Source organism: Arthrobacter sp. RCC_34 (assembly GCF_041360795.1).
GTDB lineage: Bacteria > Actinomycetota > Actinomycetes > Actinomycetales > Micrococcaceae > Arthrobacter_E.
In genome coordinates, this window is the sequence record NZ_JBFUPW010000001.1 from 502,271 (window position 1) to 523,420 (window position 21,150).

The following is a 21,150-nucleotide window of genomic DNA, read 5'->3' on the forward strand; positions in this document are numbered from 1 at the left end:
GAATGGCAGAATTCAAGCAGTCCACCAAGCTTCACAACGTCCTCTATGACATCCGGGGACCGATCCTTGAGGCTGCCCAGCAGATGGAGGCCGAGGGACACAAGATCCTGAAGCTGAACATCGGCAATCCGGCGCCCTTCGGCTTCGAAGCGCCGGACGCCATCCTGGTGGACATGATCCGCCACTTGCCCCACGCCCAGGGCTACAGCGACTCCCGCGGCATCTTCTCCGCGCGCACCGCCGTCTCGCAGTACTACCAGACCCGCGGCATCCAGAACATCGGGGTGGATGACATCTACCTGGGCAACGGCGTCAGCGAGCTCATCACGCTGTCCCTCATGGCGCTGCTCAACGACGGCGATGAGATCCTCATCCCGACCCCGGACTACCCGCTGTGGACCGCGTCCGTGAGCCTTGCGGGCGGCCGCCCCGTCCACTACCTCTGTGTGGAGGAGGAGGGGTGGGCTCCGGACATCTCGGACCTGGAGTCCAAGATCACCGAGCGCACCAAGGGGATCGTCCTCATCAATCCGAACAACCCCACGGGCGCCGTTTACTCGGAGCAGACTGTCCGGGCGATCGTCGAGCTCGCCGACAAGCACGGCCTGGTGGTCTTCTCCGACGAGATCTACGAGAAGATCCTCTACGACGACGCCGTCCACGTGAACACGGCCAAGATCGCCGGCGACGACGTCCTCTGCCTGACCTTCAACGGCCTGTCCAAGGCGTACCGCATCTGCGGTTACCGCGCGGGCTGGATGGCGATCTCCGGGCCGAAGGCCGCGGCCAAGGACTTCCTGGAGGGCATCAACCTCCTGGCCAATATGCGCTTGTGTGCCAACGTCCCCGGCCAGCACGCCATTCAGACAGCGCTGGGCGGCTACCAGAGCATTAACGACCTGATCCTGCCCGGGGGCCGTCTCCTCGAACAGCGGAACAAGGCGTACGAGCTGCTCAACGCCATTCCGGGCGTCAGCACGGAACAGGCCCGCGGCGCGCTGTACCTGTTCCCGAAGCTCGACCCGGAGGTCTATCGGATCCGGGATGACGAGAAGTTCGTCCTGGACCTGCTCCGCGAGCAGAAGATCCTGGTGTCGCACGGCCGTGCCTTCAACTGGGTCCGCCCGGATCACTTCCGGATGGTCACCCTGCCCGCCGTGCCGGACATCGAAGAGGCGATCGGGCGCATGGCGGAATTCCTGAGCCGGTATCCCGGCAACTGATTGGCATCCGGTCGCTGAGCGGCCGCACACCCTGGGGAAGGAAAGATCGATGGCATCGAAGAAGAGCCTGGTGGACTTCAAGCGTGACCCTGCGAAGACCCTGAAAGTGGGGGAGGGGTTCACGCTGGCGGACGTCGAGCCGGACTCCGCCCCCGGGTTCCCGGGCCGGAAGAGCGACGGCGCCGCTCACCTGGAGCGCCAGGACGCCCTCCTCGCGGGGCTGCAGGAGCGTCTCTTCGCGGCGTCGAAGGGCGGTTCCCCCGACCGGGTCCTACTGGTGCTCCAGGCCATGGACACCGCAGGCAAGGGTGGCATCGTCAGTCACGTGGTGGGTGCGATGGATCCTCAGGGCGTGCGCCTCAAGGCCTTCAAGGCGCCCACCGACGAGGAGAAGTCCCACGACTTCCTGTGGCGCATCGAGAAAGAGGTTCCCGGGGCCGGCATGGTGGGTGTCTTCGACCGATCACACTACGAGGACGTGCTCATCCACCGCGTGCACGGCTGGGCCGACGAAGCCGAGCTGGAACGCCGCTACGCCGCCATCAACGAGTTCGAGGAACGCCTGATCGCCGAGGGCACGCGGGTGGTCAAGGTCATGCTCCACATCTCCAAGGACGAACAGAAGGAGCGCCTCCTGGCCCGTCTGGAGGATCCGGCCAAGCACTGGAAGTACAGCACCGGAGACCTGAAGGAACGCGGATTCTGGGAGGACTACCAGGCGGCGTTCCAGGCCATGTTCGAGAAGACGTCCACCGCGGCGGCGCCGTGGTACGTCGTCCCGGCGAACAAGAAGTGGTACGCCCGCATCGCCGTTCAGCAGCTCCTGATCGACGCGCTGGAGGACATCGATCCGCAGTGGCCGGCCGCCGACTTCGACGTGGCCGAGCAGATCGCAGCCGTCGAAGCGTCCTGACCCGGAACAGGATCGGCGGTCCGCGGGGGATCGGACCTCGGGGTCAGACCTCGGCGTCGGGCTGAGCGGCCTTGAGCCGGGCGCGGGCGCCCTCCAGCCACTCCTCGCAGCGGGCGGCCAGGGCCTCGCCGCGCTCCCAGAGCGCCAGCGAGTCCTCCAGGGTGCTTCCGCCGGCCTCGAGGCGCTGCACCACGAGGAGCAGCTCTTCGCGGGCCTCCTCGTAGCTGAGCGCGGTGACGTCCGGTGCGGTGGTGGTCTTCTCGGCCATGTCAGTTCCTCACGTCCTGGGAAGCGGTGCTGCTCCCGGTCTTCTTCTGCTGGGTGGTCTTGCGGGGGCGCGGGGCGGTTCCGGACGACGCCGGGGTGGTCGACTGCGCTGTGAACTTGCCTCCGGCGACCCGGATGAGCAGGTCGCGACCGCCCTCGGTCTGGGCCGGGTCGCGGACGATCGCGCCGGAATCCTCCCCGCCGTCGAGGTGGACGACGGCGTACCCGCGGTCCAGGGTCTTCTGCGGCGAGAGCGCCAGCAGCTGAGCCCGGAGGTGGGTGATCTGATCCTGGCCGCGTGCGAGGGCGGAGGTGAGCGCCGTCGTCGACGTCTGGCGGAGGCGCCGGAGCTCGTCGGCGCGTGAGTCCACCATGGTCAGCGGCTGCGCCAGGACCGGCCGGGAGCGGAGCTGCTCCAGACGTTCCGACTCCCGCTCCACGCGCTGGTGGATGACCCGGCGCATCTGATCCCGGGCGTAGGCGAGGCCCGCGAGCTCCTCGGCGACGTCCGGAACGATCCGCTTGGCGGCATCGGTGGGGGTCGACGCGCGGAGATCCGCCACGTAGTCCAGCAGGGGGTGGTCGGCCTCGTGGCCGATCGCGCTGACCACGGGCGTCGTGGCGCGGCTGACCGCGCGGATGAGGTCCTCGTTGCTGAACGGCAGCAGGTCCTCGAGGGAGCCGCCACCGCGCGCGATGACGATGACGTCGACGTCGGGGTCGGCATCGAGGTCGAGGAGAGCCGCCGTGACCTGGCCGACGGCCGTGACGCCCTGGACGGCGACCTCGCGCACGTCGAACTCGACCGCCGGCCAGCGGAGCGCGGCGTTCCGGAGCACGTCCTTCTTGGCGTCCGAGTCCCGGCCGGTGATGAGGCCGATCCGGTGCGGGAGGTAGGGGAGCGGCCGCTTGAGCTCGTCGGCGAACAGGCCCTCGGCGGCCAGCGCCTGCCGCAGCCGTTCGATCCTGGCGAGCAGATCGCCCAGACCCACCGGGCGGATGTCCCGCACGGACATGTTCAGGCGGCCCGTCTTGAGCCAGAACTCCGGCTTGAGCTGGGCCACCACACGGGAGCCGCGCTCCAGGGTGGTGTCCAGCCGGTTGAGGTTGTTGGCCCAGATGGAGGCCGGGAGCGAGACTTCGGCGTCGACGTCGCGCAGGGTCAGATAGGAAGCGCTGCCGCGATGGTTCAGTTCGATGATCTGGCCTTCGACCCACGCCATGGGCGTGCGGTCGATATGGGCCTTGAGCTTCTCCGACAGGAGCCGCAGAGGCCAGGGGTTGTCCGGGGAGGTCTCGCCCGCGGTGGCAGGCAGGGCCGCAAGGCTGTCCTGCGGTTCGCTCATGTGCTGTCCTCACTCTCGCCGTTCCTCCCTTCACCCTATCGAGGAGCGAGGACATTTTCGTGCCGACTAGACTGGCTGGTGACCCCGGTGACCTTTCCGCAGGTCCCGTCGCCCCGCTTTCCCGCCAATAGAAAGGCCACGGTGCGTACCACCATCGCCGTCCTCGCGGCCATCCTGTCCTTCGTCCTGACCCTGATCGCGGGTCCCGTGCTGTGGCTGGACAAGAACGTCGTGGACCGGGCGGGATTCGTGCAGACCATGAGCCCGCTCGGCCAGGACGACTCCTTCAAGAAAGACCTCGCCACGGCCATCGGCCGGCGGGTGGCGGCGGAAGTGCCCGTGCCGGAACAGCTCGATTCCGTGGTGGGCAAGGCGGTGACGGCGGCCGCGAACACCATGTTCGACCTGCCCGGCTACCCCGATGCCTGGAACGCCACGCTCGAGCGGAGCCACGCGCTGACCATCGGCGCTCAGTCGAAGACGTCCACGACCGCCTTCACTCTCGACGTCGCGCCGCTCGTCGATCTCGTGGTGAAAGAGGCGAACAAGAAGCTCCCGGTCAAGGTGGCGGGTCCCAAGGTCGCGCTCATCAGCATGGGTGACCTGAGCCAGCGGCAGATGATCGAACCGGTCCTCAAGATCGCCCCTTACGGCACGCCGCTGGCGGTCGGCGCCGCGATCGCCTTCTTGCTGGCCCTTGTCAGCGCGCGACGCCGGGGCGCTTTCCTCATGGTCGCCGGCGTCGGACTGGTGGTGATCGCCGTGATCTGGAAGGTGGTCGCGTTCGCGGGCGTCACCGTGCTGAGCCAGCGGATGAGCGGCGAACTCGAAGGGGTGGTCCTCACCCGCGTCGGTGACGTCGTCACGGCGCAGGTCGACCAGGCGTTCCTGCCGTTCGTCATCGCCGGACTCGCGGGATTCGTGGTCGGCATCGTGATCGAGTCGGTCCGGCGCCGGAAGGAGATCCGCCGGGTCGGCGCTTCCGCGCCGCCCGAGCAGGACTTCGACGACGACGGGTTCCTGCCCGGCCGTTGACCGTTCCCGCGCGGGGAATCACCCGGCGGCGGCGCCGTCCCAGATCTCCGGTGACGGGGTGATCTCCCGTGCCATCTCCTGCAGGAAGCGGATGACGACTTCCCGGTCCGCGGCCGTCAGCCCTGCCGCGACGCCGAATCGGCGCGCCTGCTGACGGCCCACGGTGTTCATCGCCGCGGCGCGGGTCTCTTCGGTGACGGTGATGGCCAGTGCCCGGCGGTCGCTGGGATGCGGCTGCCGCAGGATGTGGCCGGCACGTTCCAGACGGTCGAGGAGCTTGGTGGTCGAGGCCGTCGAGATGTTCAAGTGCGTCGCGATGCCGCCGGGGGTCGCCACGAGGCCCTGGTTGCGCGCCACGATCAGATAGTGGAGCGCCCTCATGTCCGACTCGTTGAGGTTCATGTAGCGGCGCGAGGCCTCGGACAGCTCATTCTCCGCCGCGCGGAGGGCCGCCATCGCCTCCATCAGGCGGTTGATCTGCTGGAGGTCCTCGGAGGACACGCCCGTCCTGTCGACCAGTTCCCCCTGCGGGTCGCTGGCTTCGACGTGGTACACGGACGCGGGTCCGATGCCCTCGTTCTCGACAGAAAATGTCATAGGTCAAGATTACTCCTTGGCTTTCTTTCAACCCATCTAATTGCTAGCCTGGCTAGAAACAAGGCAATGGAAGTAAGTCGCCGGCCGAGCCGGTGCCCCTTCCGATCGGGATGATGAGGGCTGGACATGGGAACACATCGCACCGCGGACGCACCTCCTCGCGAGCAGGAAGTGCGTCCGTCCTCCAGGGCCCGGAAGGGGCCGGCCCGCTGGATCAGGATCCTTCTTCCGGCGCTGCTCATTGTCGGGTGGCTCGTGGCCGGAAGTGTCGGAGGCCCGTACTTCGGCAAGGTGGACGAGGTTTCCTCCAACGACCAGACGACCTATCTGCCCTCGTCGGCCGAGGCCACTCAGGTCCAGCAGCTGCTGCCCGGCTTCAACGAGCAGGACCGGATCCCGGCCATCGTGCTGTTCAGCTCTGACGCGGCTCTCAGCCAGCAGCAGACCACGGCGATCACCGCCGCGCTGCAAGACCTGAAGGGTCGAGAGGGCGTCGCCGGGGACATCTCTCCGGCCATCCCATCGGAGGACGGGAAAGCGGTCCAGGCGTTCGTGAGCATCGACTCGTCCGCCGAGGTGGGCGCAGTGGTCGAAGAGCTGCGGAAGGAGCTGCGTCAGAACGTCCCGTCCGGCGTCACCGCTCAGGTGACGGGACCCGCCGGGTTCACCGCGGATCTTCTGGAGGGCTTCTCGGGCATCGACGGGCTCCTGCTGGCGGTCTCCCTGATCGCGGTCCTGATCATCCTGGTGGTGGTCTACCGTTCCTTCCTGCTGCCCCTGGCGGTGCTGCTCAGCAGTGTCTTCGCCTTGTGTGTCGCCTTGCTGACCGTGTGGTGGCTGGCGAAGGCGGGCGTGCTGCTGCTCAACGGCCAGACGCAGGGCATCCTGTTCATCCTGGTCATCGGCGCGGCCACCGACTACTCCCTCCTCTACGTCTCCCGCTACCGGGACGAGCTGGCACGCGGCCACGAGCGCTGGGCCGCCTCCCGCACAGCGCTGCGCCGGTCCATCGAGCCGATCGCGGCGTCCGGCGGAACCGTCATCGCCGGTCTCCTGTGTCTACTGCTGAGTGACCTGAAGTCCAACAGCGCCCTCGGTCCTGTGGCGGCGATCGGGATCGTCTTCGCGATGCTGTCGGCGCTGACCTTCCTACCGGCCCTGCTCTATGTCATGGGCAAGGCCGCGTTCTGGCCGCGTCGCCCGCGTGCCGTGGACGACGACGTCGACGCGGCCTCGGCGCCCACGCGCCGGACCGTGTGGGACCGCCTCGCCGTGGCCATCCGGCGTCGTCCGCGGCTGATCTGGAGCAGCACCGTGGTGCTCCTCGTGGCCGCCTGCTTCGGGCTGGGCGGGCTGCAGGCCTCCGGGGTGCCGCAGTCCGACCTGGTCCTGGGGAAATCCGAAGCCCGTGACGGCCAGAAGGCCCTGGGCGAGCACTTCCCGGGCGGCTCGGGCAGCCCTGCGCTGCTGGTCGTGCCCGCGGACCGCTGGTCTGAGGCCGCCGCCGTCGCATCCCGGGAACCGGGAGTCCAGTCGGTGAGTGTGAGTTCCAAGGACGCCCCGGGCGGTTCGATTCCGTGGACCCCGCCGGGGGAGAAGCCGGCCAGCCGTGCTCCCCAGGCCGCCAACGCCACGCCGACCGAGGCGGACGGCAGGGTGCTGCTCCAGGCGACGCTCCGGGACGCCCCGGATTCGCAGGCGGCAGAGGACACCGTGGTCGCCCTGCGGAACGCACTCGGCCGGGACGTTCCGGGGAGTCTGGTGGGTGGGGTGACCGCCACGGCCCTCGACACCAACACGGCCTCGGTGCACGACCGGAATCTCATCATTCCTGTGGTGCTCGGGGTGATCTTCGTGATCCTGGGGCTGCTGCTGCGCTCGATCGTGGCTCCGCTGCTCCTGATTCTGAGCACGGTGCTTTCCTTCGGCGCTGCGCTGGGAGTCGCCGCCCTCGTGTTCAACCATGTGCTGCACTTCCCCGGGGCGGACGCGTCGGTGCCGTTGTACGGGTTCGTGTTCCTGGTGGCGCTCGGCATCGACTACAACATCTTCCTCATGAGCAGGGTGCGGGAGGAGATGAAGAAGCACGGCTCCCGGGAGGGGCTGCTCCGCGGTCTGAAGGCGACGGGCGGGGTGATCACCTCGGCGGGCCTGGTGCTGGCGGCCACGTTCGCCGCGTTGGGTGTGATCCCGATCCTCTTCCTGGCCCAGATCGCGTTCATCGTGGCGTTCGGCGTGCTGCTGGACACCTTCGTGGTCCGGTCGCTGCTGGTGCCGGCGGTCAGTTACGAGCTGGGCCGGTGGATCTGGTGGCCTTCGCGCTGGTCGCGGAAGCGGTGAGCCCGGCCGGGCCGCGGAGCCGTGCACGGTCGATGGGGGACCGTGACGGCACGCAGGCGGCCTCCGGGGGAGGGCTGGGACGCAGCTCACCCCCGGAGGCCGGGTCCGGTTCAGTAGAATGGATGTCATGACCTCGGCCGCCATCTCAGTGCCCATGCCCTCCATCCCGCGTAAGCGCCGGACCCGCGAGGATGTGGAGGCCGCTGCGCCCGTCACCACTCCGAAGAAGGTCCTGCTGGCTGCGCCGCGCGGCTACTGCGCCGGCGTGGACCGTGCCGTGATCGCCGTCGAAAAGGCGCTGGAGCACTACGGTCCTCCCGTGTATGTGCGCAAGCAGATCGTCCACAATGTGCACGTGGTGACCTCTCTCGAGGAGAAGGGCGCCATCTTCGTGGAGGAGAACGACGAGGTGCCCGAGGGCGCCCTGGTCATCTTCTCCGCTCACGGCGTCTCTCCGGCCGTGGTGCAGTCGGCCGAGGACCGTGGCCTGCGGACAATCGACGCGACGTGCCCGCTGGTCACCAAGGTTCACCGCGAGGCAGTGCGCTTCGCGAAGGACGATTACGACATCCTGCTCATCGGCCACGAGGGCCATGAGGAGGTCGAAGGCACCGCGGGTGAGGCTCCGGAGCACATTCAGGTCGTCAACGGGCCTCACGAGGTCGACCAGGTGACGGTCCGTGACCCCGACAAGGTCATCTGGCTCTCGCAGACCACCCTCAGCGTGGACGAGACCATGGAGACCGTGCGCCTGCTGCGCCAGAAGTTCCCGACCCTGCAGGACCCGCCCAGCGACGACATCTGCTACGCGACCACCAACCGCCAGGTGGCCATCAAGAAGGTGGCCCCGCAGGCCGACCTCGTGATCGTGGTCGGTTCGGCGAATTCCTCCAACTCCGTCCGCCTCGTGGAGGTGGCGCTGGAGTACGGCGCCAAGCGGTCCGAGCGTGTGGACTACGCGAACCAGGTCGATGAGGCGTGGTTCGAGGGTGTGGCCACCGTCGGCGTCACCTCCGGTGCGTCGGTGCCCGAGGTCCTGGTGCAGGACGTCCTGCGTCTGCTGGCCGACTACGGGTACGGCGACGTCCAGGAAGTCGTGACGGCCGAGGAGGACCTGCTGTTCTCCCTCCCCAAGGAACTGCGCGCGACGCTCAAGGCCGCCGGCGATTCCAGCCGGGCCCTGGGCGGCCGCGGCAACCGGCCCCTGAGCTGACGGATCGTCGCTGACGGTGACGGACAAGCTCCTGACCTGCAGTGATGGCTGGGATTCCGGTCAGTTCTCCCTCCTGACGGCTGATAGCCTCGAAGGATGAGCAGGCGATTCAGGCAAGTGGATGTTTTCGGCACGTCGGCGCTGGGCGGTAACCCGGTGGCCGTGGTGCTCGACGGCGAGGGGCTGACCACCGAGGAGATGGTCCGCCTCACCGCCTGGACCAACTTGTCCGAGTGCACTTTCGTCCTGCCGCCGACCACCGATGAGGCCGACTACCGCGTCCGGATTTTCGCTCCCGGTTCCGAGTGCCCTTTCGCCGGCCACCCGACGCTCGGAACAGCACGGGCCTGGCTGGACGCGGGAGGGGTTCCGAAGACGCCCGGTGTCATCGTGCAGGAGTGCGGCGCCGGTCTGATCCAGGTCCGGGAAGAAGAGGGCCTGCTGGCTTTCTCGGCCCCGGGTCTGATCCGTGGCGGTGAGGTGGAGGAGTCCTATCTGCAGGATGTCGTGGAGATCCTGGGCATCGAGCGCGACGACGTGGTCGAGTCCCGGTGGATCGACAACGGTCCCGGGTGGGTGGGAGTTCTCCTGGCAGACGACCGTGCTGTGGTGGATCTCCAGCCGAACGCGAGCCGTCATCCGGGCCGCTGGGACATCGGAGTCCTCGGCCCGTGCGCCGACGGCGACCAGGATGCGTTCGAAGTGCGGGGCTTCTTCTCCGACGGGATCGGCGGCCCCTTGATGGAAGACCCGGTGACCGGCAGCCTCAACGCGTCGGCGTCTCAATGGATGATCGAGACCGGTCGCGCGACGGCTCCGTTCATCAACCGGCAGGGCGGCTGCATGGACCGGGACGGCCGCGTGCACATCAAGGACATCGACGGCGAGCTGTGGGTCGGCGGCGCCGCTGAAGTGGTCTTCAGCGGGGAGTACCGCGGCTGAGCCCCGCGGGTTGAGGCCGGCGGGCTGAGTCCCGCGGGCGCCGCCGTCAGGAGGCGGCCCGGTCGTCGTCCAGGAGCTCGGCTGAGGTGAGGACCCGCGGCGTCGTTTCGATGGTGGACGGGGTGCTGAACTGCTCGGCATCGCCGAGGTTCAGGCTCGTCATCTTGCGGGCGGTGCTCAGGACGCGGGTTTCGAGGGTTCCGACGAAGCGGTTGTAGTTCTCCACGCTCGACTTCAGGGACGATCCCATCTTGGAGATGTGCCCGCCCATGGTTCCCAGACGGGTGTACAGCTCCTGGGAGAGGTCGTAGAGGTCCTTGGCGTTCTCGGTCAGGAGTTCCTGCCGCCACGTGACGGCGACGGCCTTCAGCAGTGCCATCAGGGTGGCGGGCGACGCGAGGGCGACGTTGCGGCTGAAGCCGTAGTCGAGCAGGCTGCCGTCCGCCTCCAGCGCTGCGGCCAGGAAGGACTCCGCGGGCAGGAAGCAGACCACGAGCTCCGGACTGGCGGGCACCGCGTCCCAGTAGCGCTTGCTCGCCAGGGCGTCGATGTGGGCCCGGACCGCCTTGGCATGGGCTTTCATGAGGTCGTTCCGCCGCTCCGGTGAGGACGAGGACCCGCTCTCCTGGGCTTCCAGGAAGGAGGTGAGCGGCACCTTCGAATCCACTACCAGGTACTTGCCCTGGGGCAGCTGCACCACGAGGTCGGGCCGGACCGCCGAGTCACCGGACACCGAGCTGAACTGTTCGTGGAAGTCCACATGGTCCAGCAGGCCGGCGGATTCGACCACCCGGCGGAGCTGGACTTCTCCCCAGCGTCCACGGCTGGCGTTGTTCTTCAGGGCCGAGGCCAGAGAGTGGGTGCTCTCGAGGAGCGCCGCCTCCACCTGACGGGCCGATTGGAGCTGCTCGGAGAGCTGACCGAACTGGTGCTGCCGGTCCCGCTCCAGGACGGCGACGTGCTGCTGGACGGCGGCGAGTTTCTCGGCCACGGGCGCCAGCGCATGCAGGACGGTGTTCTCCTGCTCGTCAAAACTGCTGAGGGCCCTGTTCTGGCGTTCGAGCAGTTCAGCACGCGCCCGGGCGTCGGCGAGGGATTCGCGGCTCAGGCCCAGCTGCTGTTCCGCATCCCGCAGCTGGGCGCGCAGGAGGGGCGCGCCGTCGTCGTTCCGGGACCGTCCCCAGAGGAAACCGGCGGCGAGGCCGAGCAGCAGTGCGAGAAGAACCAGCAGGATGTTTTCCATGCTTTTCACTGTGCCATGGGGGACTGACATTAATGACGGCGGCGGGCCGAGGGGCGGTTCCCGGTATGATGGTTGACCGTGGCTCTTACTATCGGCATCGTCGGACTTCCCAATGTTGGCAAGTCAACGCTCTTCAACGCACTGACCCGCAACCAGGTCCTCGCAGCGAACTACCCGTTCGCGACGATCGAGCCGAATGTCGGCGTCGTCAACCTCCCGGATCCGCGCCTCACCCAGCTCGCCGAGATCTTCGGCAGCCAGCGGATCCTCCCGGCCACCGTGTCCTTCGTGGACATCGCAGGCATCGTGAAGGGCGCGTCGGAAGGTGAAGGTCTGGGCAACCAGTTCCTCGCCAACATCCGCGAGGCCGAAGCCATCGCCCAGGTGGTGCGCGTGTTCGATGACCCGGATGTCATCCACGTCGACGGCAAGGTCGACCCGCGCTCCGACATGGAGACCATCAACACCGAGCTGATCCTCGCCGATCTGCAGACCATCGAGAAGGCCATCCCGCGCCTCGAGAAGGACATCCGCGCCCGCAAGCGCGAGCAGTCCGAACTGGACGCCATCAAGGCCGCCCAGACCGTCCTCGAACGCGGCGACACCATCTTCTCCTCGATCGCCTCGGACAAGCTCGACCTCGACAAGCTCAAGGAACTGAGCCTGCTCACGGCCAAGCCCTTCATCTATGTGTTCAACGCCGACGAGGGCATCCTGGGCAGCGAGGAGAAGCAGGCAGAACTGCGCGCTCTGGTCGCGCCGGCCGACTGCATCTTCCTCGACGCCAAGCTGGAATCCGACCTGGTGGAGCTCTCCGAGGAGGAGGCCCGCGAGATGCTCGAGATGAACGGCCAGGAGGAGTCCGGCCTGGACCAGCTGGCGCGCGTCGGTTTCCACACTCTCGGCCTGCAGACCTACCTCACGGCAGGTCCCAAGGAGGCCCGCGCCTGGACCATCCGCCAGGGCGACACCGCCCCGCAGGCGGCCGGCGTGATCCACACCGACTTCCAGCGCGGCTTCATCAAGGCGGAGGTCGTCTCCTTCCAGGACCTGGTCGACGCCGGATCCATGGCCGAGGCGAAGTCCCGCGGCAAGGTCCGCATCGAAGGCAAGGAATACGTCATGTCCGACGGCGACGTGGTGGAGTTCCGCTTCAACGTGTAGTTGCGTGGGAAGGTGGCGGTTTGATGGATGCAGCACTCGCCGGAATCGTCGGGGCTATCGCTGGTGGAGTCATCGGTGCGGTCGCAACGCTCTCTGCGACGCTTGTCAGCGGCTGGCTAACCGCGCGACAGACCCGTAACGAAGCGCGGATTGCGCTTGTCCGCGAGGCTATGCGCTATCGAGGTGATCAAAGCCGACTCGTGAGCGCGCTGAACGAGCTTCCGCTGATGTTTGGCCATGATGCAGAGTGCATGCGACTGTTGCGAGGTGTCACCGGTGCCGCATCCGAAGAGGCGCGAACGAATGCGCTGAAGGACCTCATTATCCGTCTCGCAGAGCTAGCGAAGATTAGCAAGACTGTGACCCACTCCGACATCACGACACCACTTTCACACCAAAAGTAGTGGCGTGGCAGAGTTCCGCAGCAGTTTGGCTTTTCGCGCGGATGGCGAACCGTCAATGCACTCTGTTCAGGTCGAATGGCGCTGACCAATTCTCGCGCTCGAAGAGTTCGCTCAAGGGCATGGAGAGAGCCTCGACCATTTCTGGGTGTTCAGGGAGGTCATTGATTCGCATGCCGATTACATGCAAGTTGAGAATGCTTGTGTCTGGCCAGGCAACATCTCGTCGAACTGCAACCAGGAAGTCAGCCATGAGGCGCATGACGATCAGGGGCGGCGGCGAAGTATTCGCTGAGGTGCGATACCTGTAGAATGTCTCAACGACTTCATCTGACCCCCAGACCGTGACGAAGGTTTGGAAGTCAGCCATAGTGTCTTCCAGCCTCTTGGTTGCCGCCGCGTTTCGTGAGGGCGTAAGCATGTCCCCTAGAGTCTGTAGAAACGGCAGGTAGAGCTCGTACTTCTTCTGTGCGACGCGATCTTCCAGTGCCCTAAGCCGGGCAGAATCCTGTTCGGAATGTTGAGCACGACGGGCTGATCGTGAAGCCCAAATTGCGGAGAAGATAGCAACGGCCGCCGGTACGGCCAAGGCCGCGATCTGCAGCCACAGGGTGAGTGTCATGTTTCAGAGTTTGCCACAAGGTTATGGAAACGATCTGAGTGGGGGACCCGCGCAGACAACTGCTTGAAGTAGTTCTACAACCTAACTGGTGGAGTTCCGCTTCAACGTCTAGTCCGACACGGGAAGGGCCCCGGCACCAGTGGGTGCCGGGGCCCTTTCGCCGTCTCTGGGTCAGCGGTACGTGACCTTGACGCCGTACCGGGGGTCCCACGTGAGGTAGCCGTGCTGGAAGAACTGCCGGGTACCCCACACGTTGTTCGGATAGTACTGCCCCATGAGCAGGGGCTGTTCCTCCGTGGTCGGATATCCGAGCCGGCCCCAGGCCCAGTTGAGGGACTGATAAACCCGGGCGTCTCCACCCATCACCCGTTGTGCGCCGGTGGTTTTCGACCACCAGATTATGCCGTTCTGGAACAGCTGGTAGCAACCGCCGCCGGGACCTGAGCAGTTCTCATCGCTGGTGGGGTACCCGAGTGACTTGCCCGCATACGCAAATGAGCTGTAGTCGCCCCAGACGAAGTTGGAGCGCTGGTAGGTGCCCAGGATCGAGCCCCAGACGGCGCGAGCGGGGGTCTTAGGAGACCACCAGATCATCCCGTACTGGAAGCGCTGAGAGCACCCTGACTTGTCGACGTTGTTGACAGTCAGGCCGAAACACTGCTCCGGCCCTGTCGGATATCCGAGGTGGCCCTTTTCGCCGCCCAGAGCCCGCCACTTGGTGCGGATGGCGCCCTTGACCGGCTGTGAGCTCGTGGCCGGGGTCCACATCACGGTTCCATTGACGAATTCCTGGCTGCAGCCGCCCTGAGTCAGGCCACACCGCTCATCCGCCAGCGGGGGTCCGTACAAGCCGACGTTGACCGCATCGCCGTCCCAGCGGAACATCGCACCCTTGACCACCGTGAGCGAAGTCCCCTTGGTGTAAATGGAGGCGTGCTGGAAAGTCGTTTTGCAGTAGCCGCGTGCGTAGTACAAGTCGCACCTCGAGTCGAGCGGGTAACCTGCCTGACCGGCTTCGCCACCGAGGGCGCGCCAGCGATTCCACTCCGGGCTGCCGACGGCGACGACGCCCAGCGCCGAGGAGCCCAGGGAGTACCTCTGGACGACGGCGTAGTATTTCACGCTGTTCATGTAGCCCACGTACCGTGCGGAACAGCCTCCCCGAGCGAGGCCGCACTGCACCGGAGACAGCCACCGAACGCCGATGATGCCGGGGACGTCCGGGTGCACGTATTGGACGATCGGCTGGCTGCGGTCGAGCGCGAATGCTGCGGCTCCGTTGGGTGCCACGATGATGACCTTCTCGAAGGCCTGCTGGTACGAGCCGGGCACCGTGAATCCGGACTCGGCCCACTGATAGTCATCAAGGTCCGTCACCGGCATGCCGTACTTCGCGTAGCCGCCACCGGCGAAGTACCGGGTGCCCACGCCCGTCGTCCGGGAGACGCCGTGGGCTCCGCGTGCCGGTTTCCAATAGGCGGTGCCGAACTCGAACTCCTGGGTGCAGAAGGTGCTTGTCGCGCAGGCCTGAGCCCCAAGAGCCTTGCCGAAGATCGGAGCGATTCCATAGGACCCGTACCACGTAGTGAAACGGCTGCCCACCGGGATCGGCGACGGCGTGGCAGTCGGTTGCGGGCTGGGCGTCGCGGTGGCCGTGACGCTGGGAGCCGGAGTGGGTTCCGACGTCGGCGGTGCCGTCGGAGCCTCGGTGGTCACCGGGGTCGCGGAGGGCGCGGGCGCTGTTTCCGTCGGAGCGGAAGTCTCCGTCGGCGTCGCGGTGGCGCTGACCGTCGGAGTGGGGGACGCCTCCGCCAGGGCGGGGGCCAGTGGCGTCACCAGCCCGCTGCACAAGGCGACCGTCGCGGTCACTGCATAGAGGGCCTTGAGGCCTCTCTGTCGAATGCTGGGCAAGTGTGCCATGGTCCCCCAAAAAAATACCGAACGGCTGGATAGCTGAACGAATGCTATCGGTTGGGGTCGTCGCTGGGAAGGGCGGGAAGTGCGATGACCAGACGCTGGTGTGGTCCACCCTGGATTTCAGCGCGGTTCGACGTCCGCGGCGGCGTCCCAACGCCAGAGCCGGTGCTGAAAGCACGTGATACTCCATATCCGACGGCGACGTGGTGGAGTACCGCTTCATCATGGGCCACGGAGCGAAGGGGAGCCGGCCGGGGCCGGAACCGTCGCCGCTCAGAAGGTGTGGTTGGCGGACAGCTCCGTCTTCGGATAGCGACCGAACTTCGCCCGGTAGGCGTCAATGAGTTCGTGTTCAGTGACCTCTTCACCCGCTGCGAGCCGCGCGAGGTACGGCACGAGCCAGTGGGCGTCACAGGCGTCGAACTCTTCGGCGAAGGACTCCTTCAGCGCATCATCGACGATCACCCATGTGACCCGCAGTTGCCCGCCGACGTTGGCGATGTGAGGCCCCTTCGAGAAATTGAGGAGCGTCATCTCGCCCAGCGGATGGACGCTGATCGACACCGGGTGTGGCCAGCCGGTGGCACCCTCGGGGGAGTGGCCCAGGACCAGGAAATCCAGTGGTTCGCGCGAGTTGTCAGCCACTCAAGCTCCTTCGTGGTGGGGAAGCGCCTCTCGTTGTGGTTCCCGGTTTCAATCCGCTGAATCGGTCGACGGGTCCGCCGCCGCGGCCTCCGCGAGACCCTTGAGGTGCTTCGTCGTCGCGCGCCTGATCGAGGCCACCTTCGGGTTGTCCACGCGTCCCGGGGGCAGGCTGTCCAGAATCGTGACGTCCGCTCGGGCGGCGAGCGTCAGCAGGCCCCACATGCCGATCGAGTCCAGCTCCAGGTTGATCTCCTGGGGAGTGACGGCCGCGAAAGCCGCATGGGCGACCGCTTCGACCTCAGGGTCGCTCGGCCTTTTCGCAGCGCCCTTGACGGCGTTCGGCTGATTCGAATAGTTGTCCAGCCCGGTGAGCAGCTTGTCGGCGCGCTCGGCCCCGAGCGCGGCCTCGACCCTCTCCTGGATCGGGTACGTCTCTGTCATGGTCGTCTCCTGGCCTCAGGTCGTCTCCGCGGTGATGTCCGCCGGTACGCCGGCGGGCGTTCACCGCCCATGCTAGACGACCAGGCATCGACCGCGCAGCGTCAGGCCCGCGGCGCCAGGAGCCCGTCCGCGAGGACGTCGAGCATGGCGGTGACGGCCTCCGCAGGCAGGCCGCTGTTGTCGGCGACGGCGGCCACGCCGCCCACCAGGCGGCACATCTGCAGGGCTTCCGCATCGGGCCGGAGGTCTGACCCGAGGGCGTCGATGACCCGCTGATTGGCCTGCATGTAGGTCTGGCACTTGGCCTCGTAGGGGGATCCGGCGACTCCGAGTGAGGCGGTGATCCGCGCGGCGGCGCCCTGGTGTGCCGTCAGCATCGCGGTGTACTCACGGAGCCAGAGGGCGAGCCGTTCCCGTGGAGTCCCTGGCGCCTCCATGGCGGCGTCCACGGCGGCGTTGACCTTGTCCGCCCAGGCCTCGATGACGGCGTCGTGGAGCGCGTCCTTGGTGGGGAAGTGGCGATACAGCGTACCGGCGCCGATTCCGGCCTTCTTGGCCACCTCGTCCATGGTCAGCGCGTCATAGCCTTTGGCGCGGGCCAGCTCCCGGGCCACTTCGACGATCCGGTCACGGTTCCGACGGGCGTCAGCGCGCACCTGAACACTTCCTTCGTGAAAAGTCTTGCGAAAACGGAGAGTGTCTCCGTATAGTTCTAAGCGGAGCAACTCTCCGATTAGTGTACGCCAGTCCCCGTCGTCAGAACAGGACTCCCCATGGCTCCCCTCACAGACACCCTTCTGCCCACCCGGAACCGGGCCACAGTCCGGACCACTTCCCTCGGGCTGGGCCTCGTCATGCTCGCCCAGCTCATGCTCGTCCTCGACGCCACCGTCGTGAACGTGGCGCTGCCCCGCATCGCCACGGACCTCCACTTCTCTCCGGCCCAGCTCAGCTGGGTCCTGAACGCCTACGCCCTCGCCTTCGGCGGCCTCCTGCTGCTCGGCGGCCGCGTCGGCGACGTGCTCGGACGCCGCCGGACCTTCCTGGCCGGCGTCGCCGTCTTCACCCTTTTCTCCCTCCTCGGCGGCCTCGCCACCGACCCGGTCTTCCTCGTGGTCGCGCGCGCCTTCCAGGGCGTCGGCGCCGCGTTCGCCGCACCCAGCGTGCTCGCCCTCATCACGACCAGCGCCCGCGATGACAAGGCGCGCAACCGCGCCCTGGCCATGTTCTCCGCGATCTCCTCCATGGGTGGCGCGCTCGGTCTCATTCTCGGCGGCATCCTGACGTCGACGGCGGACTGGCGGTGGACGCTGTTCATCAACGTCCCCATCGGCCTGGCCATTCTCGTGACCGTGCCGAAGCTGGTGGCGGAGACCCCGCGCCAGACAGGCCACTTCGACGTCCTGGGAGCCGTCACCGCCACCGGCGGCGCCGTCGCGATCGTCTGGGCCCTGATCCAGGCCGCTGAGGACGGCTGGTCCAGCCCGCTCACCCTCACGGGACTCGCCGTCGGCGTCCTCCTGCTCGTGGCGCTCGCCGTGACGGAACGACGAGTGGCTCACCCGCTGCTCCGGCCTCAGCTGCTCCGCAGCCCCAGCCGCGTGGCGGCGCTGGCCGCGATGGCGGCGACGTACGCCGGAATGCTCGCGATGTTCTTCCTGATGGTGCAGTACCTGGAGGACTCGAAGGGGTATTCGCCGCTCGTCACGGGCCTGATGTTCCTGCCGATGCCCGTCGGGGTGTTCACGATGTCCCGCATCGTGCCACGCCTGGTGGAGCGATTCGGCGCGGAGCGTCTGGTGAACGTCGGCGCCGCACTCCGGGTGGCGGCTTTCGTGCCGCTGGCTCTGATCGGCCCGCAGACGCCGCTCGCGGTGGTGATCGCGGCGCTCGCTTTCACGGGCATCTCGGCCGGTCTCACCTTCATGCCGCTGACCACGCTCGCCCTGCGCAACGTCGATCCCGAGGAGGCCGGTGCCGCATCGGGGCTGTTCCAGACCATGCAGCAGCTCGGCGGGGCGGTAGGCCTGGCCATCGTGGCGTCCGTCTTCGCGGCCTTCGCGATCCCGGGCGACTTCTACGCCGGCGGTCGGGCAGGCTTCCTCGCCGCGACGATCCTGTCGGTCATCGCGCTGCTGTCGGTGCTCGGCCTGGCGTTCCGGACACGGGCCGCCCGCCCGCTGGAGGCCGACGTCGACGTCGTCTGAGCCATCCGCTGTCCGTTCACGCCCTGACGGGACCGACCCCGACGCCACCTGGTGCCGGGGTCTTTCCGTGCCGGGAGTCGTCGGGCGAGACGGCCGTGGTCGTCGCGGCACGGGAGGCCGTGTGGCAGGCTCGTGCTGTGGCACGGTCGGCGGCTGCCACGACGACGGCGACCCGTCGCCTCCCGGGGCGCGGCAGGGAAAGGGTGTGACGCCATGTCAGAGGTTCCTCGCGAGTCCGGATTCCTCGAGGTCACCGATGGCCAGCGGATCTACTGGGAGGAATGGGGTGACCCACTGGGAACGCCCGTCCTTTATCTGCACGGAGGTCCCGGCGGAGGGCTCAGCGCGAGTGGTTACCGGCGCCGGGTGGACCTGGAACGGACCCGGGTGGTGGGCTTCGAACAGCGAGGGTGCGGGCGCTCGCTCCCACACGCCTCCGATCCGCTGACAGACCTCGGGGTGAACACGACTGCCTGCCTGATCGGGGATATCGAATCACTTCGTGCCGACCGCGGGATCGACCGCTGGGTGGTCAACGGCGTCTCATGGGGTTCCACTCTCGCACTGGCGTATGCCCAGACCCACCCGGACCGGGTGCTGGGGCTTGTGCTCGTGGCGGTCACCACCACGAGCCGCCGTGAGGTCGAGTGGATCACCGAAGGGGTCGGCATGATGTTCCCCGAGGCCTGGGACAGGCTTGCCTCGTTCGCGGAGGATTCGGGAATCGGATACCGGCGGGGCGAGGGGCGATTGATCGACGCCTATGCCCGGCTCCTGCAATCGCCGGACAGTGCGCTTCGCGATGCGGCGTCGAAAGAGTGGGCCCTGTGGGAAGACACCCACGTGTCCATCGGGGCCGGCGGATTCTCCCGGGACCCGCGATGGGAGTCCGACGCTTACCGCCTCGCCTTCGCGACGCTGACGACGCATTACTGGTCGAACTCAGGGTTCTGCGAGGCCGGGCTCCTGGCGGGTATGGCCAGTATCGCGGACATACCCGGCATGCTCATTCACGGCCGGAACGACATTTCCGGGCCGGCGGTGACCGCCTGGGAGGTGCACCGCGCATGGCCCGCGTCCCGTCTGGTGATCGATGAGGGGGAAGGCCACGGAGGCGCCGGGATGATCGAGGCGTGGTCGCGGGCGAATGACGAAATCCTGGCGTCGGCCCGAGTCCGGGGCACGGCGTGAGTGGCGCAGGGCGCCGGGAGACGCGGGTGGTCCAGAAGGCTGTCGCCTACGTCGTCCACCGCGGACGGCTCCTGGTCTTCACTCACGACGACGTGCCGATCGAGACCACGGGGGTGCAGGTTCCGGCGGGGACGGTCGAGCCCGGGGAGTCTCCCGCGGAAGCCGCCGTCCGGGAGGTGCTCGAGGAGACCGGGCTGAGGACCCGTGCGGTTCGTGAGCTGGGCACGGAGGTCTACGATGTGAGGCCGGCCAAGGACGAACGTCACGAACGTCATTTCTTCCAGCTGGCACCGGTGGAGGACTCTGTCCCGGAACGATGGCACGCTGGCGAGGAGCATCCGTCCGAGGGGCAGGCGCAGCGCTGGACCTGCTGGTGGGCGCCCTTGGATCACGGGCACGTGCTGTGCGCGGGCTTCGGGGCCCGGCTGGGGGAAATCGTCGGCTGATGCAGCCTTTCGAGTCGAAGATGGCGGGCTGGTATCGATGGATTTCACAGACGCGCCCCTATATCACGCGATATATTTAGTGGGTGAGTAACCGTGTTCGAGAAATCCGCGAAGCCGCTGGATTGAGTCAGGCCGAGCTGGCCCGCCGCTCTGGCGTGGCTCAGCCCAACATCGCGGCTTACGAGGCTGGTCGGCGCAAGCCGAGCGTTGACATGGTGAACCGCCTCCGCGCGGCGACACTGCCGCTTCCCCATGATGCGTTGGCTGACCACCGAACCGACCTGGTCGATCTCGCGCACCACTATGGTCTTGTCAACGTGAGAGTCTTCGGGTCGGTCGCTCGACGTGACGACAGGCCCGGCAGCGATCTGGACCTTCTGGTCACGAGACCTGCAGGCATGGGTCTGTTGACGCTTGCGAAGTTTGCCGATGAAGCCGGCGAACTCTTGGGCATCGAGGTCGACGTCGTGACTGACGGCGGCCTGCCGGACGACCATGAAATTCTGAAGTCTGCGGTTGAAATATGAGCGATCGTGACAACCGGGCCCTGAATGAGATCTTGAGGCTGTGTGCGATCGGAGCCGATCTCGTCGCGCGAGGGCCCGACTGGTACACCGGTGACCCTGACAATGTGCCAGGACTCGCAGCAGAGTCGCTCATCGTAAAAATCGGAGAAAACGTGGCGCGCATGAGTTCAGAGACGATTGGGCTGCATCCGGAAGTTCCCTGGTCCTCCATCAAACGCATGCGGGACCGGTTGGCCCATCACTATGAGGGAACGGACTACGGGGCCGTCTGGGACACCCTGGTCAACGATCTGCCGGTCATCGATGGATACATCCGGTCGCTCGATCTCGGATGAATCCTGGAGGCCGCCCGGCAGCGTGTTTTTTGCTGAGCGCGACTCTGAGAAGTTCGAGGTTTGTGGACCATGCCACCTACGTTGCGCTGCAGATCGTCAGCGGTCTGCAGGTCGCTCGGCACGACCGCATGATGT

General features: G+C 66.9%; 23 protein-coding genes. 14 read left to right on the forward strand and 9 right to left on the reverse strand.

Annotated features, from left to right (window positions below; genetic code table 11):
* Positions 1-2: 2 nt before the first annotated feature.
* Positions 3-1,223 (forward strand): pyridoxal phosphate-dependent aminotransferase, encoded by a 1,221-nt coding sequence (locus AB6732_RS02350; RefSeq protein ID WP_370957965.1) that lies wholly within the window; start codon positions 3-5, stop codon positions 1,221-1,223.
* Between the two features lie 49 nt (positions 1,224-1,272).
* A complete protein-coding gene (locus AB6732_RS02355) occupies positions 1,273-2,136 on the forward strand; it encodes a polyphosphate kinase 2 family protein (protein ID WP_370957967.1) in 864 nt (287 codons plus the stop codon).
* A 43-nt stretch (positions 2,137-2,179) separates the two neighbouring features.
* On the opposite strand, the gene AB6732_RS02360 is transcribed toward AB6732_RS02355, so the two are convergent.
* Together AB6732_RS02360 and xseA are read right to left on the reverse strand one after the other, a co-directional pair.
* Positions 2,180-2,404, reverse strand: a complete 225-nt coding sequence (locus tag AB6732_RS02360) for an exodeoxyribonuclease VII small subunit (RefSeq protein WP_208186461.1) — start codon at positions 2,402-2,404, stop codon at positions 2,180-2,182.
* A 1-nt stretch (position 2,405) separates the two neighbouring features.
* Positions 2,406-3,749: an exodeoxyribonuclease VII large subunit gene (gene xseA, locus AB6732_RS02365; protein ID WP_370957969.1), complete on the reverse strand. Its 1,344-nt coding sequence runs from the start codon at positions 3,747-3,749 to the stop codon at positions 2,406-2,408.
* Positions 3,750-3,890: 141 nt separating this feature from the next.
* Here xseA and AB6732_RS02370 point away from each other — a divergent pair, with 141 nt between their 5' ends.
* The gene (locus tag AB6732_RS02370) at positions 3,891-4,784 is read left to right on the forward strand and encodes a hypothetical protein (protein WP_370957971.1); all 894 of its coding nucleotides are present in this window, start codon (positions 3,891-3,893) and stop codon (positions 4,782-4,784) included.
* Positions 4,785-4,802: 18 nt separating this feature from the next.
* On the opposite strand, the gene AB6732_RS02375 is transcribed toward AB6732_RS02370, so the two are convergent.
* Positions 4,803-5,381 (reverse strand): MarR family winged helix-turn-helix transcriptional regulator, encoded by a 579-nt coding sequence (locus AB6732_RS02375; RefSeq protein WP_370957973.1) that lies wholly within the window; start codon positions 5,379-5,381, stop codon positions 4,803-4,805.
* 126 nt (positions 5,382-5,507) lie between these two features.
* Between AB6732_RS02375 and AB6732_RS02380 the strand changes: the two genes are divergently transcribed.
* The 3 genes from AB6732_RS02380 (at position 5,508) to AB6732_RS02390 (ending at position 9,876) form a co-directional block, all read left to right on the forward strand.
* Entirely contained in the window at positions 5,508-7,721 is a 2,214-nt protein-coding gene (locus tag AB6732_RS02380) for an efflux RND transporter permease subunit (protein ID WP_370957975.1), read from the forward strand.
* Positions 7,722-7,848: 127 nt separating this feature from the next.
* The gene (locus AB6732_RS02385; RefSeq protein ID WP_370957977.1) at positions 7,849-8,934 is read left to right on the forward strand and encodes a 4-hydroxy-3-methylbut-2-enyl diphosphate reductase; all 1,086 of its coding nucleotides are present in this window, start codon (positions 7,849-7,851) and stop codon (positions 8,932-8,934) included.
* A 96-nt stretch (positions 8,935-9,030) separates the two neighbouring features.
* Positions 9,031-9,876, forward strand: coding sequence for a PhzF family phenazine biosynthesis protein (locus AB6732_RS02390; protein ID WP_370957979.1), 846 nt, complete (start codon positions 9,031-9,033; stop codon positions 9,874-9,876).
* 46 nt (positions 9,877-9,922) lie between these two features.
* Here AB6732_RS02390 and AB6732_RS02395 read toward each other — a convergent pair whose 3' ends face one another.
* A complete protein-coding gene (locus tag AB6732_RS02395; protein ID WP_370957981.1) occupies positions 9,923-11,119 on the reverse strand; it encodes a DNA recombination protein RmuC in 1,197 nt (398 codons plus the stop codon).
* A 78-nt stretch (positions 11,120-11,197) separates the two neighbouring features.
* On the opposite strand from AB6732_RS02395, the gene ychF reads away from it, so the two are divergent.
* Positions 11,198-12,283, forward strand: coding sequence for a redox-regulated ATPase YchF (gene ychF, locus AB6732_RS02400; RefSeq protein ID WP_107003606.1), 1,086 nt, complete (start codon positions 11,198-11,200; stop codon positions 12,281-12,283).
* Positions 12,284-12,306: 23 nt separating this feature from the next.
* A complete protein-coding gene (locus AB6732_RS02405; RefSeq protein WP_370957984.1) occupies positions 12,307-12,687 on the forward strand; it encodes a hypothetical protein in 381 nt (126 codons plus the stop codon).
* Positions 12,688-12,739: 52 nt separating this feature from the next.
* Here AB6732_RS02405 and AB6732_RS02410 read toward each other — a convergent pair whose 3' ends face one another.
* Positions 12,740-13,306, reverse strand: a complete 567-nt coding sequence (locus tag AB6732_RS02410) for a hypothetical protein (RefSeq protein ID WP_370957986.1) — start codon at positions 13,304-13,306, stop codon at positions 12,740-12,742.
* A gap of 171 nt (positions 13,307-13,477) precedes the next feature.
* Entirely contained in the window at positions 13,478-14,908 is a 1,431-nt protein-coding gene (locus AB6732_RS02415) for an LGFP repeat-containing protein (protein ID WP_370957988.1), read from the reverse strand.
* Here AB6732_RS02415 and AB6732_RS02420 point away from each other — a divergent pair.
* Positions 14,892-15,182 (forward strand): hypothetical protein, encoded by a 291-nt coding sequence (locus tag AB6732_RS02420; RefSeq protein ID WP_370957989.1) that lies wholly within the window; start codon positions 14,892-14,894, stop codon positions 15,180-15,182. The two genes, AB6732_RS02415 and AB6732_RS02420, sit on opposite strands and share 17 nt — an antisense overlap.
* A gap of 314 nt (positions 15,183-15,496) precedes the next feature.
* On the opposite strand, the gene AB6732_RS02425 is transcribed toward AB6732_RS02420, so the two are convergent.
* From AB6732_RS02425 to AB6732_RS02435, 3 genes are all read right to left on the reverse strand, one after another.
* Positions 15,497-15,868 carry a hypothetical protein gene (locus tag AB6732_RS02425; RefSeq protein WP_370957990.1) on the reverse strand — a complete coding sequence of 124 codons (372 nt, stop codon included), beginning with the start codon at positions 15,866-15,868 and terminating at the stop codon, positions 15,497-15,499.
* 48 nt (positions 15,869-15,916) lie between these two features.
* Positions 15,917-16,309: a hypothetical protein gene (locus AB6732_RS02430; RefSeq protein WP_370957991.1), complete on the reverse strand. Its 393-nt coding sequence runs from the start codon at positions 16,307-16,309 to the stop codon at positions 15,917-15,919.
* Positions 16,310-16,410: 101 nt separating this feature from the next.
* Complete coding sequence (locus tag AB6732_RS02435) at positions 16,411-16,965, reverse strand: TetR/AcrR family transcriptional regulator (protein WP_066211312.1); 555 nt, start codon at positions 16,963-16,965, stop codon at positions 16,411-16,413.
* A gap of 117 nt (positions 16,966-17,082) precedes the next feature.
* On the opposite strand from AB6732_RS02435, the gene AB6732_RS02440 reads away from it, so the two are divergent.
* The 5 genes from AB6732_RS02440 (at position 17,083) to AB6732_RS02460 (ending at position 21,015) form a co-directional block, all read left to right on the forward strand.
* Positions 17,083-18,516: an MFS transporter gene (locus AB6732_RS02440; RefSeq protein ID WP_370957992.1), complete on the forward strand. Its 1,434-nt coding sequence runs from the start codon at positions 17,083-17,085 to the stop codon at positions 18,514-18,516.
* A gap of 213 nt (positions 18,517-18,729) precedes the next feature.
* Entirely contained in the window at positions 18,730-19,707 is a 978-nt protein-coding gene (locus tag AB6732_RS02445) for an alpha/beta fold hydrolase (protein ID WP_370957993.1), read from the forward strand.
* A gap of 26 nt (positions 19,708-19,733) precedes the next feature.
* On the forward strand, positions 19,734-20,153 hold the full coding sequence (locus tag AB6732_RS02450; RefSeq protein WP_370957994.1) for an NUDIX domain-containing protein: 420 nt from the start codon (positions 19,734-19,736) through the stop codon (positions 20,151-20,153).
* An 83-nt stretch (positions 20,154-20,236) separates the two neighbouring features.
* Entirely contained in the window at positions 20,237-20,680 is a 444-nt protein-coding gene (locus AB6732_RS02455) for a helix-turn-helix domain-containing protein (RefSeq protein ID WP_278266976.1), read from the forward strand.
* On the forward strand, positions 20,677-21,015 hold the full coding sequence (locus AB6732_RS02460) for a DUF86 domain-containing protein (RefSeq protein WP_370957995.1): 339 nt from the start codon (positions 20,677-20,679) through the stop codon (positions 21,013-21,015). The genes AB6732_RS02455 and AB6732_RS02460 overlap by 4 nt, the downstream gene beginning before the upstream one ends.
* The last annotated feature ends 135 nt before the right edge of the window (positions 21,016-21,150 follow it).

Bases quoted from the DNA above. Each gene is read 5' to 3' on its own strand.
- AB6732_RS02350 (WP_370957965.1), top strand. From the start codon at position 3: ATGGCAGAATTCAAGCAGTCCACCAAGCTTCACAACGTCCTCTATGAC.
- AB6732_RS02355 (WP_370957967.1), top strand. From the start codon at position 1,273: ATGGCATCGAAGAAGAGCCTGGTGGACTTCAAGCGTGACCCTGCGAAG.
- AB6732_RS02360 (WP_208186461.1), bottom strand. From the start codon at position 2,404: ATGGCCGAGAAGACCACCACCGCACCGGACGTCACCGCGCTCAGCTAC.
- xseA (WP_370957969.1), bottom strand. From the start codon at position 3,749: ATGAGCGAACCGCAGGACAGCCTTGCGGCCCTGCCTGCCACCGCGGGC.
- AB6732_RS02375 (WP_370957973.1), bottom strand. From the start codon at position 5,381: ATGACATTTTCTGTCGAGAACGAGGGCATCGGACCCGCGTCCGTGTAC.
- AB6732_RS02380 (WP_370957975.1), top strand. From the start codon at position 5,508: ATGGGAACACATCGCACCGCGGACGCACCTCCTCGCGAGCAGGAAGTG.
- AB6732_RS02385 (WP_370957977.1), top strand. From the start codon at position 7,849: ATGACCTCGGCCGCCATCTCAGTGCCCATGCCCTCCATCCCGCGTAAG.
- AB6732_RS02390 (WP_370957979.1), top strand. From the start codon at position 9,031: ATGAGCAGGCGATTCAGGCAAGTGGATGTTTTCGGCACGTCGGCGCTG.
- AB6732_RS02395 (WP_370957981.1), bottom strand. From the start codon at position 11,119: ATGGAAAACATCCTGCTGGTTCTTCTCGCACTGCTGCTCGGCCTCGCC.
- AB6732_RS02405 (WP_370957984.1), top strand. From the start codon at position 12,307: ATGGATGCAGCACTCGCCGGAATCGTCGGGGCTATCGCTGGTGGAGTC.
- AB6732_RS02410 (WP_370957986.1), bottom strand. From the start codon at position 13,306: ATGACACTCACCCTGTGGCTGCAGATCGCGGCCTTGGCCGTACCGGCG.
- AB6732_RS02430 (WP_370957991.1), bottom strand. From the start codon at position 16,309: ATGACAGAGACGTACCCGATCCAGGAGAGGGTCGAGGCCGCGCTCGGG.
- AB6732_RS02440 (WP_370957992.1), top strand. From the start codon at position 17,083: ATGGCTCCCCTCACAGACACCCTTCTGCCCACCCGGAACCGGGCCACA.
- AB6732_RS02445 (WP_370957993.1), top strand. From the start codon at position 18,730: ATGTCAGAGGTTCCTCGCGAGTCCGGATTCCTCGAGGTCACCGATGGC.
- AB6732_RS02460 (WP_370957995.1), top strand. From the start codon at position 20,677: ATGAGCGATCGTGACAACCGGGCCCTGAATGAGATCTTGAGGCTGTGT.